This window comes from Arthrobacter gallicola, assembly GCF_014836775.1.
Classification (GTDB): Bacteria; Actinomycetota; Actinomycetes; order Actinomycetales; family Micrococcaceae; genus Arthrobacter_B; species Arthrobacter_B gallicola.
Map to the genome: position 1 here is coordinate 59,280 of NZ_JACSQD010000003.1, position 15,542 is coordinate 74,821.

Below are 15,542 nucleotides of genomic sequence, written 5' to 3' on the forward strand. Positions count from 1 at the left end.
TCGGTTTCGCCGTCTAACGCAGTCCTTCATGAAGCAGCAGTTCCCCGGCACGCGCTGCGGGACTGTGAACCGAACAGATGAGTGAGGCGAAAGGTGACCGAGACAGCTGCCAGCAGCTCCAAGGGACACCCCTCAGGCAAGTCGCCTAAGAAGCGCGGCTTCTTCGGCGGTATCGCCCTCTTCCTCCGTCAGGTCATTGCCGAACTGAAGAAGGTGGTGACGCCCACCCGCAAGGAGCTGCTGAGGTACACCATCGTTGTTATGGCCTTTGTGGTCGTCATGATGATCATCGTGTCGGTTCTGGACTTTGTCTTTGGTACTGGCGCACTGTGGATCTTCGGTTCGGGCAGCGGCGAAAGCTAGCCCGGCGGCGTTTCATCCGCAGCTGCGGTGGTTATGCCGAAGAACTGAGCTAGTGACAAACCCAAGAGAGCTCTGAAGAAGAAAGCAGGAATCTACGTGTCCGAGCAAGAACTCGAATCACAGATCAATGAAGAAACCGCTGATCTGGATGCCGAGGAGCAGGTTACCGAAGCAGACGCCGCGGCGGCTGACGGTGACGCATCGGCCGAAGATGCGGTAGAAGCCCCTGTCGAGGAAGCTTCAGCCGACGACGACGCGGAAGCCGCGCCTGCCGATGAGCCCGAAGAAGACCCCGTTGCAGCCTTCAAGGCAAAACTGCGCCGCCAGGAGGGTGACTGGTACGTCATCCACTCCTACGCTGGCTACGAGAACCGCGTCAAGGCGAACCTCGAGACCCGCATCCAGACCCTGGACATGGAAGAGAATATCTTCGAAATCCAGGTTCCGATGGAGGAAGTCGTCGAGATCAAGAACACCACCCGCAAGATCGTCAACCGTGTGCGCATTCCGGGCTACGTCCTGGTCCGCATGGAACTGACGGATGCTTCCTGGGGCGTTGTCCGCCACACCCCCGGTGTCACCGGCTTCGTGGGCAACGCACACAACCCGGTCCCGCTGAGCCTGGACGAGGTTTTCTCCATGCTTGAGCACACCGTGGTCTCGCCGAAGACTGCCGGCGGTGCCCCCGCCAAGGCAGCCCAGTCCGAGATTGCCGTGGACTTCGAGGTTGGCGAATCCGTCACCGTCAACGAGGGACCGTTCGAGACCCTCCCCGCGACGATCTCCGAGATCAAGCCGGAATCCCAGCAGCTCGTGGTCCTGGTGACCATCTTCGAGCGCGAGACTCCGGTAACGCTCTCCTTCGGCCAGGTCACGAAGATTCAGTAACCAAACTTCGCTGCCCCAGGACCGCTTTATCCTGGCCGGCAGCGTACGGCCGCCACGCCATGGCGGCCACCACCCGGATGGACGCTCCTGTTCTTCGGGAACATAATTTAGAGAAGGACCCTTTCATGGCCCCCAAGAAAAAGGTCACCGGCCTTATCAAGCTGCAGATCAATGCAGGTGCCGCCAACCCGGCTCCTCCGATCGGTCCTGCCCTTGGCCAGCACGGTGTCAACATCATGGAATTCTGCAAGGCGTACAACGCTGCAACAGAATCCCAGCGCGGCAACGTTATCCCGGTCGAAATCACGGTCTACGAAGACCGCTCCTTCACCTTCATCACCAAGACGCCTCCGGCTGCTGAGCTGATCAAGAAGGCTGCCGGCGTCGCCAAGGGCTCGGGCACCCCGCACACCGTCAAGGTTGCGAAGCTGACCCAGGCACAGGTGGAAGAGATCGCCACCCAGAAGATGGACGACCTGAACGCCAATGACGTGCAGGCTGCAGCGAAGATCATCGCCGGCACCGCCCGCTCCATGGGCATCACTGTCGAAGGCTAATCAAGCACCACCCGCACGGGTCCGCCCGGGCAAAACCAAAACATCATCGCTGTACCATCCCGACGGGACGGACAGCACGTGGCAGGGCCGAGCGCGGTCCGACAGACCACAACTGCACAAGGAGAAAAAGCAGATGGCAAAGCGCAGCAAAGCATATGAAGCCGCTGTAGCTAAGATCGACGCGGACAAGCTGTACGCGCCGGTTGAAGCTGTAGCACTGGCGAAGGAAACCAACCCGTCCAAGACGGATGCGACCGTTGAGGTTGCCTTCCGCCTCGGCGTTGACCCCCGCAAGGCTGATCAGATGATCCGCGGCACGGTCAACCTTCCCAACGGCACGGGCAAGACCGCCCGCGTCCTCGTCTTCGCCACCGGTGAGAAGGCTGAAGCAGCCATCGCTGCCGGCGCCGACTTCGTTGGTTCTGACGACATGATCGAAAAGGTCGCAGCAGGCTGGACCGACTTCGACGCAGCCGTGGCTACGCCGGACCTCATGGGCAAGGTCGGCCGCCTGGGCCGCGTGCTCGGCCCGCGTAACCTCATGCCGAACCCGAAGACCGGTACGGTTACCCCGAACGTTGCCAAGGCAGTGTCCGACATCAAGGGTGGCAAGATCGACTTCCGCGTCGACAAGCACTCCAACCTGCACTTCATCATCGGTAAGACCTCCTTCGATGCGCAGAAGCTGGCCGAAAACTACGCCGCTGCCCTCGAAGAGGTTCTCCGCCTGAAGCCGTCCGCTGCCAAGGGCCGCTACATCCAGAAGGCCACCGTGACCACGACCTTCGGCCCCGGCATCGCCGTGGACCCGAACGTCACCAAGGTCCTCGCCGACGCATAGCATTTCTTTCAGGCCCAGGCCTGGATAAAAAGCGGCCGCAGCATTTGCTGCGGCCGCTTTCGCATGCCCGGAACGAGCGGAACGCAGGCGTGGAACGCATGGAACGAAGGCTCGGAACGCGGGCGCCGTGAAGCGCCGGAGCTGCCGGGGGGCTTCGGACACGTGACAGGGCGGGGGCGCCGGCAGCAGGATTGGTTCATGGATTTCCAGCCGCATCCAGTGCGCCAGAGCCCCGTCCCCCGCCACCTGGGAGAGGAGGGCACCGAGGGGTTCCTCGCCGTCGCCCGGCTGGTGAACGAACGAAACCGCCGGTTCTGGGGCAATTCGGACTTTGAGGAATCCCCCGAGGCTCAGCTGGCGGTGATGCAGCCCCGAAAAGCGGGCCGGAGGGTGATCCTGCTCCCGGAAGGACCGGACCCAGCTGGCGCAGCAGTGCTCATTGTTCCGCTCACGGATAACACCCATGCGGTGTGGGTGGACGTGATGGTGGACCCGGCGGCCCGCGGTGCCGGGCTGGGCCGCAGCCTGCTCCGGGCCGCTGAAGAGTATGCCGCCGCACTGGGCCGCAGGGTACTGGATGGCGAAACGGAGCACCGGTTTGCCGGCCCCGGTGCGGGAGCGGACGCCAGCGGTGAAACGGGTGCTGAACCAGCCGGCGGAACCGGCGGCGAAGTGCTTCGTCCGGCCACGGGGACGGGGCAGATCCCGGCAGACGCCCCGGCCCGGTTTGCCCGGGCTGCCGGGTTTGTGCTGGAGCAGGTGGAGCGGATCAGCCTCCTCCCGCTGGCCGGCGGTACGGACTTCACCGCACAGCTGGCCCAGGCGGCGGCCGCGGCCGGGGACGGCTATGGACTGGAAACCTGGACCGGGCGGTGCCCGGATGCTCTTGTCAGCGACTATGCGATTCTCAAACAGCGCATGAGCACCGATGCGCCCATGGGGGACCTGGAGTGGGAAGAGGAAGCGTGGGACGTGGCGCGCGTACGCGAAAGCGAGGCCACCCAGGCAGCGGCCGGAGTGGATCTGCTCTGCTGTGCGGTCCGGGACCTTTCCACCGGCGCCCTGGCAGGCCACACCGTGCTCTGGGTGCAGCGGGAGCAGCCCGGGGCAGCCATGCAGGATGACACGCTGGTCCTCCGCCCGCACCGCGGGCACAGGCTTGGCATGCTGCTCAAGGCAGCCAACCTGCAGCGGCTGCAGCGGGAACGGCCGCAGGTTCGGCGTATCTACACCTGGAACGCCGAGGAGAACACGCACATGCTCCGTATTAACGAAGCCCTGGGATTCCGCGCCACGGCCTGGGGCGGGCAGTGGCAGCGGCGCCTGGCTCCGGCGAACTGAGGCGAACTAACCGGAGAGCGCACTTGAGGGGAGCCTGGAACGCACGACGTTGGTGGATACCGCCGCGGACCAGGGGCTGCGCCGGCGATTTGGTCTCCGGGGGATTCTCCCCTAAGCTTGAACTACCAAAGACCGTCGGTCGATGTGCATTCAATCCCACCGTTTGGCTGAACCATCAGTCTTCCACGTGTGGAACCCGGTTGGAGAATCATCCGAAAGTCCCTTTATTGGGCGGCCTGCGCAGGTGAACGAACTGAACTCCGGACCATGGTCCGTTGAGTAAAGCCCCGTGCATCTGCCCGGGGCGTTTTTTATGTTCGGGACCCGATCCACCGGCACTATTTCCCCGGAAGGAGGGTTATGGCAACGCCAACAAAGGTGTCAGCAGTCGAAGAGATCGCCAATGATTTCAAGGAATCGACCGCTGCTGTCCTAACCGAATACCGCGGGCTCACCGTTGCACAGCTCAAGGAGCTGCGCCGTTCGCTCGGCCAGGACACCAAGTACTCGGTCGTCAAGAACACCCTGACGGGCATTGCAGCTAAGGAAGCCGGCATCGATGCATTCGATGGCCAGCTCTCCGGCCCCACTGCAATTGCCTTCATCAAGGGTGACGCAGTTGCGGCTGCAAAGAGCCTGACGGATTTTGCCAAGACCAACCCGCAGCTTGTCATCAAGACCGGTGTCTTCGAGGGCAACAACCTCGATGCAGCCGGTGTTGCTGCCCTTGCTGCGCTTGAATCCCGTGAGTTCCAGCTTGCACGTGTCGCCGGTGTCCTCAAGGCTCCGATGTCCATGCTGGCCCGCACGGCAGATGCACTGCGTATGAAGCTCGAAGAGGAGAGCGGCGCTCCCGCTGCTCCCGCTGCAGAAGAGGCCCCGGCCGCTGCAGAAGAAGCTCCTGCCGCAGAAGCAGCCACCGAAGAGTAGAACCTCTTCTCATCCAATCTCCGGTGCCTGCGAGCACCAACTATAGGAAGGACGCCACATCATGGCGAAGCTCACCAACGAAGAGCTCATTGAGGCTTTCAAGGAACTGTCCATCATCGAGCTCTCCGACTTCGTGAAGCTCTTCGAAGAGACGTTCGACGTCACCGCTGCTGCTGTTGCAGTTGCCGGTCCGGCTGGCGGCGGCGCTGCTGAAGCTGCAGAAGAGCAGAGCGAATTCGATGTTGTTCTCGAATCCGCTGGCGAAAAGAAGATCGCAGTGATCAAGGAAGTCCGCGCGCTGACTTCCCTGGGCCTGAAGGAAGCCAAGGACCTGGTTGACAGTGCTCCGAAGGCCATCCTCGAAGGTGCCAACAAGGAGACCGCCGAAAAGGCAAAGGAAGCCCTCGAGGCTGCCGGCGCAACGGTTACCCTCAAGTAGCATTGCCTTGCGGCCCAGCCGCATTGCTTCAAAAGCCCCCGCCCCCGTTCAGGGAGCGGGGGCTTTTGCCGTGCCGGGAAGGTCTTGGGCGTCCAGCCTGCGCCGGTCACCCGTGGAGCAGCTGCGGCCTAGGGGAGCGGGTCGGTGATGTCGGCGACGCGCGCGTCCAGTGCGTCGAGCAGGGCGTCACCGTCCACGAAAAGGCTTGCCCCGTGCTCGCCGGCGCCCATTGACACCCGTTTGCCGCGGATGGCCGGCGCGGCAAAAACCGGCCAGCTGACGCTGCTGCCCAGCGGGGTGATCGTGCCCCGGGCATAACCCGTGGCTTCAAAGGCTTCCCCGGCCGGCGGCAGGGTGAGCTTGTTTGCCCCCGCTGCCGCCCGCAGCTTTGGCCAGGAAATCTGCGCATCGCCGGGGACCAGCACAAACAGGTACTCTCCGGCTTTCCGCCGGACCACCAAGGACTTTACGATCTCCCCAGGGCTGATGCCCAGGGCGGCAGCCGCTTCAGCCAGGGAGGATGCGTCCGGCCGGTCCACAATCCGGACGTCCAGGCCAAGCTCCCGGGCAGCAGCCTGCACCCGGTCACGTCCCCGGACGTGGTCAGCGTCCACTAGCCGCGGTACAGCAGCAGGGCCTCACCCTGGCCGCCGCCTCCACAGAGCCCGACGGCGGCACGCCCCGAACCCCGCCGGTTGAGTTCGTGCGCCGCGTGGAGCGCCAGCCGGGCCCCCGAGGCTCCGATCGGGTGGCCCAGGGCAATGGCACCGCCGTGGATGTTGCAGTCGGCCAGGTCCACGCCGAGCTCCTGCAGCGACTGCACGGCAACGGAGCCAAAGGCCTCATTGATCTCCACAAAATCCAGGTCTCCGGCAGTCCAGCCGGCCCGTTTGAGTGCCTGCGCTATGGCATTGGCGGGCTGGGAATGCAGGCTGTTGTCCGGTCCTGCGACCTGCCCGGGCATGCCCACCACCGCGAGGATCTCCAGTCCCTGTTCCTCGGCGAACGCGCGGGAGGTCAGCACGACGGCGGCGGCTCCGTCGGAGAGCGGGGAGGAGTTGCCGGCCGTGATCGTACCGTCCGCGGCGAACGCCGGACGCAGGCCGGCGAGTGTTTCCACGGTGGTGGCCGGGCGGATGCCCTCATCCGCGGTGAGCACCAGCGGATCGCCCTTGCGCTGCGGTACGCTCACCGGAGCAATTTCGACGTCGAAGATCCCCGCTGCTGCCGCGGCGGCGGCCCGTTGGTGCGAAGCCGCGGCGACCTCGTCCTGGGCGCTGCGGCTGATACCCAGTGCGGTGTTGCCCCGTTCGGTGGAAACACCCATCGATTCGTTGTCGAAGGCATCGGTGAGGCCATCGTGGGCCACGGAGTCCAGCACCGGCATGGTGCCGTAGTTCCAGCCCTGCCGGGAGCCAGGCAGCACGTGCGGCCCGCGCGTCATGGATTCCTGGCCGCCGGCCACTGCCACGGTGGCTTCCCCGCTGCGGATAAGGCGTGCTGCATCGGTAATCGCGGCCAGGCCGGAGAGGCAGACCTTGTTGATGGTCACCGTTGGCACGTCCCAGCCCAGCCCGGCCTTGATGGCCGCCTGCCGCGCCGAGTTCTGCCCGCAGCCGGCCTGGACAACGTGGCCCATGATCAAGGTGTCCACCTGGGACGGATCAACACCGGAGCGCTCCAGTGCGCCGGCGATGGCGAAGGCACCCAGCTCGACGGCGGTGAACGGGGCGAGCTGGCCGTTCAGCCGGCCCTGCGGTGTGCGGGCTCCGCCCACGATCACCACATCGGCGGCTTGGTTTGTTCCGGGTTCTGCAGGTGCGGAGGTGCTCATGCGGCCAGTCCACTCTCATCGAAGGGAATCAGTTCCTAAAGGAAACAGCTGCCCCTAGGCTACCTTCGGAACGTGGCGCGGGACACACTCGGCGGATGCCCGCCCGGGAGGCCGTCCGGCGGCCCGCGCTCGCACCGCCGGGGCATCAGGTGGTTCAGCCTGGGGCGGGCCTGGCGGCGATACGGGGGAGGCGGTGCTCTGGAGGAACAGCACAGGAACAATGCAGGCGCAGCACCGGAACATCACAGGGGCAGCACCGGAACATCGCAGGCGCAGCACAGGGAAATCGCGCACTCGCGGCGGACTTGGGGTACGCTTATTCCTAGCCAGCCTCAAATCGGTACGCTGGCACCGCGCCCGTAGCTCCCCGACAGGAAGCCGCAGCCAGAAACCTCAGGGTTCGCAGCTGCTGGATCCGGGGTAGAGCTGGCAGGGGTTTCGATTACCGGGTAGACTTCTGTGTCCCCAATGCCATATAGTAGATATTTGCTTCCCTCTCTTAACCTTCAGCCTTCATATAGCGGTGGGCTGTGTCACGGGCCAGGCGGCGTCCGGATCGTTCAAATGCAGTGTCAGCTGCACAGTTTTGAACCGTCTCGGCGCGCTGTGCACCCGGGAGGACGCACGCGGACCAGGTCCGTCAGTGCAGAGGGGGAGCGTGAAACACGCCTGAAGGTCTGTGGAAGGATCCCTCTTGGTCGCCTCGAGCACCTCTAATAATGCAACCGCTACCAATCCGGAGAACGCAGCGTCCCGGATTTCATTCGCAAAGATTCACGAACCGCTGGATGTTCCCAATCTTCTTGCCCTGCAGACGGACAGCTTTGACTGGCTCGTCGGCAACGAACGCTGGAAAGAACGCGTAAGGAAGGCGCAGGAAGCGGGCGAGGCAGGTTTCGCCACCACCTCCGGCCTCTCCGACATCTTCGAAGAGATCTCCCCGATCGAAGACTTCCAGGGCACCATGTCCCTGAGCTTCTCCGAACCGGAATTCGCCGACCCGAAGTACACCATGGCCGAGTGCAAGGACCGGGACGCAACGTACTCGGCTCCGCTGTACGTCAAGGCCGAGTTCATGAACAACAACACGGGTGAAATCAAGCAGCAGACCGTGTTCATGGGCGACTTCCCGCTGATGACCGACAAGGGCACCTTTGTCATCAACGGCACCGAGCGCGTCGTCGTCTCCCAGCTGGTCCGTTCCCCGGGCGCCTACTTTGAGCGCACGGCCGACAAGACCAGTGACAAAGACATTTACACCGCGAAGATCATCCCTTCCCGCGGTGCCTGGTTCGAACTCGAAATCGACAAGCGCGACCAGGTTGGCGTTCGCCTGGACCGCAAGCGCAAGCAGTCCGTGACCATCCTGCTGAAGGCACTGGGCTGGACCGAAGGCCAGATCCTGGAAACCTTCGGCGAATACGATTCGATCCGCGCCACCCTGGAGAAGGACCCCACGGAGACCCAGGAAGATGCCCTGCTGGACATCTACCGCAAGCTCCGTCCGGGAGAGCCGCCCACGGTCGAGGCAGCAAAGACCCTGCTGGAGAACCTGTACTTCAACCCGAAGCGCTACGATCTGGCCAAGGTTGGCCGCTACAAGATCAACCGCAAGCTCGGCGTCGAGAAGGCCATCGGTGATCCGGACGCATCGGTCCTGAACATTGACGACATCGTCGCCATGATCAAGTTCCTGGTTGCCCTGCACGCCGGCGAGAAGACCGTCCCGGGCAAGCGCAACGGTGAAGACGTGGACATCCGCGTTGAGGTCGATGACATCGACCACTTCGGCAACCGCCGCATCCGCGCCGTCGGCGAACTGATTGAAAACCAGATCCGCACCGGTCTTTCCCGCATGGAGCGCGTTGTCCGCGAACGGATGACCACCCAGGACGTCGAGGCAATCACGCCGCAGACCCTGATCAACATCCGTCCGGTCGTTGCTGCGATCAAGGAGTTCTTCGGAACCTCCCAGCTCTCGCAGTTCATGGACCAGAACAACCCGCTGGCCGGCCTGACCCACAAGCGCCGCCTTTCCGCGCTTGGCCCGGGTGGTCTGTCCCGTGACCGCGCAGGCATGGAAGTCCGAGACGTCCACCCCTCGCACTACGGCCGTATGTGCCCCATCGAAACCCCTGAAGGCCCGAACATCGGCCTGATCGGTTCGCTGGCGTCCTACGCCCGGATCAACGCCTTCGGCTTCATCGAGACCCCGTACCGCAAGGTAGTGGACGGCGTCGTCACCGACCAGGTTGATTACCTGACCGCCGATGACGAAGTTGAGCGCACGATCGCACAGGCAAACGCCCCGCTGCGTGCCGACAACCACTTCGAAGAGGACCTGGTCCTCGTCCGTGCCCGCGGCGGATCCGGCGAGCCCGTGCTCGTGGAGCCCACCGAGGTGGAGTACATGGACGTTTCCCCGCGCCAGATGGTGTCGGTGGCAACCGCCCTGATTCCGTTCCTCGAGCATGACGATGCCAACCGTGCCCTCATGGGTGCGAACATGCAGCGCCAGGCTGTGCCGCTGCTCCGTTCCGAGCGTCCCGTGGTGGGCACCGGCATGGAGAAGTACGCAGCCATCGACGCCGGTGACTCCGTCACCGCCGCCAAGGCCGGCGTCGTCACCGAGGTGTCCGCTGACCTCGTCACCGTCATGAACGACGACGGCACCGAGACCAGCTACCCGATCATGAAGTTCGCGCGCTCCAACCAGGGCAACGCCTACAACCAGCGCGTAATCGTCTCCGAAGGCACCCGCGTTGAGGTCAACGACGTCATCGCCGACGGTCCCTCCACGGACCAGGGCGAACTGGCACTGGGCAAGAACCTGCTCGTTGCGTTCATGTCCTGGGAAGGCCACAACTACGAGGATGCGATCATCCTCTCGCAGCGCATGGTCTCCGACGATGTCCTGACCTCGATCCACATCGAGGAGCACGAAGTTGATGCCCGCGACACCAAGCTTGGTGCTGAGGAAATCACGCGTGACATCCCGAACGTGTCCGAGGAAGTGCTCTCGCAGCTCGACGAGCGCGGCATCATCCACATCGGTGCTGAGGTTGAAGCAGGAGACATCCTGGTTGGCCGCGTGACGCCGAAGGGCGAAACGGAACTGACCCCCGAAGAGCGCCTGCTGCGCGCCATCTTCGGTGAGAAGAGCCGCGAAGTCCGCGACACCTCCCTGAAGGTTCCCCACGGCGAGTCCGGAACCGTCATCGGCGTGCGCATCTTCGACCGCGACAACGACGACGAGCTGCCCCCGGGCGTCAACCAGCTGGTGCGCGTCTACGTTGCCCACAAGCGCAAGATCACGGACGGCGACAAGCTGGCCGGCCGCCACGGCAACAAGGGCGTTATCTCCAAGATCCTGCCGATCGAGGATATGCCGTTCCTGGAAGACGGCACCCCCGTCGACATCGTCCTGAACCCGCTGGGTGTTCCGGGCCGAATGAACGTCGGACAGGTCCTGGAAATCCACCTGGGCTGGGCTGCCAAGCAGGGCTGGAAGATCGAAGGCGAGCCGGAGTGGGTCAAGGACCTGCCCGCACTGCCGCGTGAATCCGGTCCCACCACCGTTGCCACTCCGGTGTTCGACGGCGCCAGCGAGGACGAGATCACCAACCTCCTGGATTCCACGAACGTCACCCGGGACGGCAACCGCCTGATCGGCGCCTCCGGAAAGGCCCGTCTGTTCGACGGCCGCTCCGGCCAGCCGTTCCCGGATCCGATCTCCGTTGGCTACATGTACATCCTGAAGCTGCACCACCTTGTCGATGACAAGATCCACGCACGCTCCACGGGTCCGTACTCCATGATCACGCAGCAGCCGCTGGGTGGTAAGGCACAGTTCGGCGGCCAGCGCTTCGGTGAAATGGAAGTCTGGGCCCTGGAAGCCTACGGTGCCGCGTACACCCTGCAGGAACTGCTCACCATCAAGTCCGATGACATCCACGGCCGCGTCAAGGTCTACGAAGCCATCGTGAAGGGTGAGAACATCCCGGAGCCCGGCGTTCCGGAATCGTTCAAGGTGCTCATCAAGGAAATGCAGTCGCTTTGCCTGAACGTGGAAGTCCTTTCCACCGAAGGCAACACGATTGAAATGCGTGACTCGGATGAAGAAGTCTTCCGGGCCGCGGAAGAGCTGGGTATTGATCTGTCCCGCGCAGAGCCGAGCTCAGTAGAAGAGGTTTAGTGGATTGGTCCTGGCTCCCCCGGGAACCAGGACCGGCCCCCAAAGGGCCTGGAGGAGGCGGCTTTAATATTCCTTGCGAGCTCTGCGAGCCAGGAATTTCGTTGCCGCCGATCCAGGCCCGGCGGGGCCACACACCTTCTTCCCGTACCCGAGACATTCAGATTTAGAGAACAAGAGAGAACAGGGACCCATGTCCAACGATTCCACGTTCGGCCTCATGCGAATCGGCCTTGCCACTGCGGACGAAATCCGCAACTGGTCTTACGGCGAGGTCAAAAAGCCGGAAACCATTAACTACCGAACCCTGAAGCCGGAGAAGGACGGTCTTTTCTGCGAAAAGATCTTCGGTCCGTCCCGCGACTGGGAATGCTACTGCGGCAAGTACAAGCGCGTGCGCTTCAAGGGCATCATCTGTGAGCGCTGTGGTGTTGAAGTAACCCGTGCCAAGGTCCGCCGCGAGCGGATGGGCCACATCGAGCTCGCCGCTCCGGTTACCCACATCTGGTACTTCAAGGGTGTTCCGTCCCGCCTGGGCTACCTGCTGGACCTGGCACCGAAGGACCTCGAAAAGGTCATCTACTTCGCTGCCTACATGATCACCTCGGTGGATGAAGAGAACCGCCACGCCGAGCTGCCGAACCTGCAGGCCGAGCACGACCTTGAGCGCAAGCACCTGGTTGACCAGCGCGACTCCGACATCGCAGCGATCGCCAAGGACCTCGAAGATGAGCTTGCTCGTCTCGAAGGTGAAGGCGCCAAGGCAGCTGACAAGAAGAAGGCCCGCGACTCCGCCGACCGCCAGATGGCAAAGGTGCGCCGCGACGCCGACAACAACATCGAACGCCTCGAGCAGGTCTGGGAGCGCTTCAAGAACCTCAAGGTCGGCGACCTCGAAGGCGACGAAGGCCTCTATCGCGAACTGCGCGACCGTTACGGCCTGTACTTCGAAGGCTCCATGGGTGCCGAAGCCATCAAGAAGCGTCTTGAAGACTTCGACATGCAGGCAGAGTCCGAGAACCTGCGCGAGATCATCCAGAACGGCAAGGGCCAGCGCAAGACGCGTGCCCTGAAGCGCCTGAAGGTTGTCAACGCGTTCCTCACGACCTCCAACAGCCCCATGGGTATGGTCCTCGACGCCGTCCCGGTGATCCCGCCGGAACTGCGCCCGATGGTTCAGCTCGACGGCGGACGTTTCGCGACGTCCGACCTCAACGACCTGTACCGCCGTGTGATCAACCGCAACAACCGCCTGAAGCGTCTGCTGGACCTCGGTGCTCCCGAGATCATCGTGAACAACGAAAAGCGCATGCTCCAGGAAGCTGTTGACTCCCTGTTCGACAACGGCCGCCGCGGCCGTCCGGTCACCGGACCGGGCAACCGCCCGCTGAAGTCGCTCTCGGACATGCTCAAGGGCAAGCAGGGCCGGTTCCGCCAGAACCTGCTCGGCAAGCGCGTTGACTACTCCGGCCGTTCCGTGATCGTTGTTGGTCCGCAGCTGAAGCTGCACCAGTGCGGCCTGCCCAAGCAGATGGCGCTGGAGCTCTTCAAGCCGTTCGTGATGAAGCGCCTGGTTGACCTCAACCACGCCCAGAACATCAAGAGCGCCAAGCGCATGGTCGAGCGTTTCCGTCCGCAGGTCTGGGACGTGCTGGAAGAGATCATCACCGAACACCCGGTGCTGCTCAACCGTGCACCTACCCTGCACCGCCTCGGTATCCAGGCCTTCGAGCCGCAGCTGGTTGAGGGCAAGGCCCTGCAGCTGCACCCGCTGGTCTGTGGCGCCTTCAACGCTGACTTCGACGGCGACCAGATGGCAGTCCACCTGCCGCTGAGCCCCGAGGCACAGGCTGAAGCCCGCATCCTGATGCTGTCCTCGAACAACATCCTGAAGCCGTCCGACGGCCGTCCGGTGACCCTGCCTTCGCAGGATATGATCATCGGCCTGCACCACCTGACCACCAAGCGCGAAGGCGCCGCAGGCGAAGGCCGCGTGTTCTCCTCCATGGCGGAAGCCGTGATGGCACACGACCTTGGCGAGCTACACCTGAACGCTCCGGTTCGGATCCGCGTCGACGGGTTCGTGCCGAGCGACGAGCAGCCCGCTCCGGAAGGCTGGGAAGAAGGCACTCCTGCCCTCATCCCCACCTCCCTGGGCCAGGTCCTGTTCAACCAGACCCTGCCTGCGGACTACCCGTGGGTTGAGTCGGTTGCTGACAAGGGCCAGCTCTCCAAGATCGTCAACGATCTGGCCGAGCGGTACCCGAAGGTAGTCACCGCGGCAACGCTGGACAACCTGAAGGACTCCGGTTTCTACTGGGCCACCCGCTCGGGCGTTACCGTTGCCATCTCGGATATCGCTGCTCCGATCGACAAGCCTGCCATCATGGAGGTTTACGAAGCACGCGCCGCCAAGGTTGAAAGCCAGTACGGCAAGGGCCTGATCGCGGAAGACGAGCGCCGCCAGGAACTGATCGACATCTGGAACCAGGCAACGAACGAAGTTGCCAAGGCTATGCGTGACAACATGCCGATCCAGAACAACATCAACCGTATGGTGTCCTCCGGTGCACGAGGCAACTGGCTGCAGGTCCGGCAGATCGCCGGTATCCGTGGCCTGGTGGCCAACCCGAAGGGCGAGATCATCCCGCGCCCGATCAAGTCCTCCTACCGTGAGGGCCTGTCGGTGCTGGAATACTTCATCGCCACCCACGGTGCCCGTAAGGGTCTGGCCGATACCGCCCTGCGTACCGCCAACTCGGGTTACCTGACCCGTCGTCTGGTGGACGTTTCGCAGGACGTTATTGTCCGCGAAGAGGACTGCGGCACCGAGCGCGGCCTGAACGTCACGATTGCTGTTCCGGATCACAACGGCGAGCTGCAGCTGCACGAAGAGGTCGAGAACTCGGCGTACGCACGTACGCTGGCCACCGACGTCTCCGATGCGGAAGGCAACGTCCTGGCCAAGGGCGGCGACGACGTCGGCGATGTGCTGATCGAGAAGCTGTTCAACGCCGGCGTCACGGACATCAAGGTCCGCTCCGTGCTGACCTGTGAGTCCGCCGTTGGTACCTGTGCGCTCTGCTACGGCCGTTCGCTGGCCACGGGCAAGACCGTTGACATCGGTGAGGCTGTCGGCATCATCGCCGCACAGTCCATCGGTGAGCCCGGTACCCAGCTGACCATGCGTACCTTCCACACCGGTGGTGTTGCTTCCGCGGAAGACATCACCCAGGGTCTGCCCCGTATCCAGGAGCTCTTCGAAGCACGTACCCCCAAGGGTGTTGCTCCGATCTCCGAGACGGCCGGACGGGTCACCATCGAAGAGACCGACCGCCAGATGCGTCTGGTTGTCACTCCCGATGACGGCTCCGAGGAAATCGCTTACCCGGTTCTGCGCCGTGCCCGCCTGCTGGTTGCCGACGGCGACCACGTTGAGGTTGGCCAGCAGCTGGTTGCAGGTGCAGTGGATCCCAAGCAGATCCTCCGCATCCTCGGCCCGCGCAAGGCACAGGAATTCCTGGTGGACGAGGTCCAGCGCGTGTACCGCAGCCAGGGTGTTGGCATCCACGACAAGCACGTGGAAGTCATCGTCCGGCAGATGCTGCGCCGCGTGACCGTGATCGAATCCGGCGATTCCGACCTGCTCCCGGGTGAGCTGGCCGAGCGCCGCCGGTTCGAGAACGAGAACCGCCGCGTGGTCTCCGAAGGCCGCCGTCCGGCAGCCGGACGTCCGGAGCTGATGGGTATCACCAAGGCATCGCTGGCAACCGAGTCCTGGCTGTCCGCTGCTTCCTTCCAGGAAACCACCCGCGTCCTGACGCAGGCGGCCATGGAAGGCAAGAGCGACCCGCTGCTCGGCCTGAAGGAAAACGTCATCATCGGTAAGCTGATCCCGGCCGGAACGGGCCTGCCCCGTTACACCGAGGTCACTGTCGAACCGACGGAGGAAGCAAAGGCCAATCTCTTCACCGGCCCGAGCGCCTTCAGCGATTTCGACTATGCCGGAGTTGACGGTGGCCTGAGCCCTGAGTTCCACGCCATCCCGCTGGATGACTACGACATGGGCAGCGAGTTCCGCTAAAGCTGAAAAGCTGCAACGGACCGCACACCGCGAAGGAAGGACCCTGCCGAAAGGCGGGGTCCTTCCCCGTTTA

11 protein-coding genes are annotated in these 15,542 nt (G+C 63.5%); 9 read left to right on the forward strand and 2 right to left on the reverse strand.

What is annotated here, in order from left to right:
- The first annotated feature begins 93 nt into the window (after window positions 1–93).
- From secE to rplL, 7 genes are all read left to right on the forward strand, one after another.
- Complete coding sequence (gene secE, locus H9639_RS07490; RefSeq protein ID WP_083521368.1) at window positions 94–363, forward strand: preprotein translocase subunit SecE; 270 nt, start codon at window positions 94–96, stop codon at window positions 361–363.
- Window positions 364–459: 96 nt separating this feature from the next.
- Window positions 460–1,251 carry a transcription termination/antitermination protein NusG gene (nusG, locus tag H9639_RS07495; protein WP_191807505.1) on the forward strand — a complete coding sequence of 264 codons (792 nt, stop codon included), beginning with the start codon at window positions 460–462 and terminating at the stop codon, window positions 1,249–1,251.
- A gap of 125 nt (window positions 1,252–1,376) precedes the next feature.
- Entirely contained in the window at window positions 1,377–1,808 is a 432-nt protein-coding gene (gene rplK / locus H9639_RS07500) for a 50S ribosomal protein L11 (protein ID WP_066296034.1), read from the forward strand.
- Between the two features lie 133 nt (window positions 1,809–1,941).
- The gene (gene rplA, locus H9639_RS07505) at window positions 1,942–2,649 is read left to right on the forward strand and encodes a 50S ribosomal protein L1 (protein ID WP_066296030.1); all 708 of its coding nucleotides are present in this window, start codon (window positions 1,942–1,944) and stop codon (window positions 2,647–2,649) included.
- Between the two features lie 198 nt (window positions 2,650–2,847).
- The gene (locus H9639_RS07510; protein WP_191807506.1) at window positions 2,848–3,990 is read left to right on the forward strand and encodes a GNAT family N-acetyltransferase; all 1,143 of its coding nucleotides are present in this window, start codon (window positions 2,848–2,850) and stop codon (window positions 3,988–3,990) included.
- 360 nt (window positions 3,991–4,350) lie between these two features.
- Entirely contained in the window at window positions 4,351–4,920 is a 570-nt protein-coding gene (gene rplJ, locus H9639_RS07515) for a 50S ribosomal protein L10 (protein WP_191807507.1), read from the forward strand.
- 61 nt (window positions 4,921–4,981) lie between these two features.
- Window positions 4,982–5,359 (forward strand): 50S ribosomal protein L7/L12, encoded by a 378-nt coding sequence (rplL, locus tag H9639_RS07520; RefSeq protein ID WP_066296012.1) that lies wholly within the window; start codon window positions 4,982–4,984, stop codon window positions 5,357–5,359.
- 128 nt (window positions 5,360–5,487) lie between these two features.
- On the opposite strand, the gene H9639_RS07525 is transcribed toward rplL, so the two are convergent.
- The gene (locus tag H9639_RS07525; protein WP_191807508.1) at window positions 5,488–5,973 is read right to left on the reverse strand and encodes an aminoacyl-tRNA deacylase; all 486 of its coding nucleotides are present in this window, start codon (window positions 5,971–5,973) and stop codon (window positions 5,488–5,490) included.
- Window positions 5,973–7,193, reverse strand: coding sequence for an acetyl-CoA C-acetyltransferase (locus H9639_RS07530; RefSeq protein ID WP_191807509.1), 1,221 nt, complete (start codon window positions 7,191–7,193; stop codon window positions 5,973–5,975). Before H9639_RS07530 ends, H9639_RS07525 begins: the two co-directional genes overlap by 1 nt.
- Before the next feature lie 694 nt (window positions 7,194–7,887).
- Here H9639_RS07530 and rpoB point away from each other — a divergent pair.
- The gene (gene rpoB, locus H9639_RS07535; RefSeq protein WP_191807510.1) at window positions 7,888–11,388 is read left to right on the forward strand and encodes a DNA-directed RNA polymerase subunit beta; all 3,501 of its coding nucleotides are present in this window, start codon (window positions 7,888–7,890) and stop codon (window positions 11,386–11,388) included.
- 190 nt (window positions 11,389–11,578) lie between these two features.
- Window positions 11,579–15,469, forward strand: coding sequence for a DNA-directed RNA polymerase subunit beta' (locus tag H9639_RS07540; protein WP_191807511.1), 3,891 nt, complete (start codon window positions 11,579–11,581; stop codon window positions 15,467–15,469).
- Window positions 15,470–15,542 lie beyond the last annotated feature (73 nt).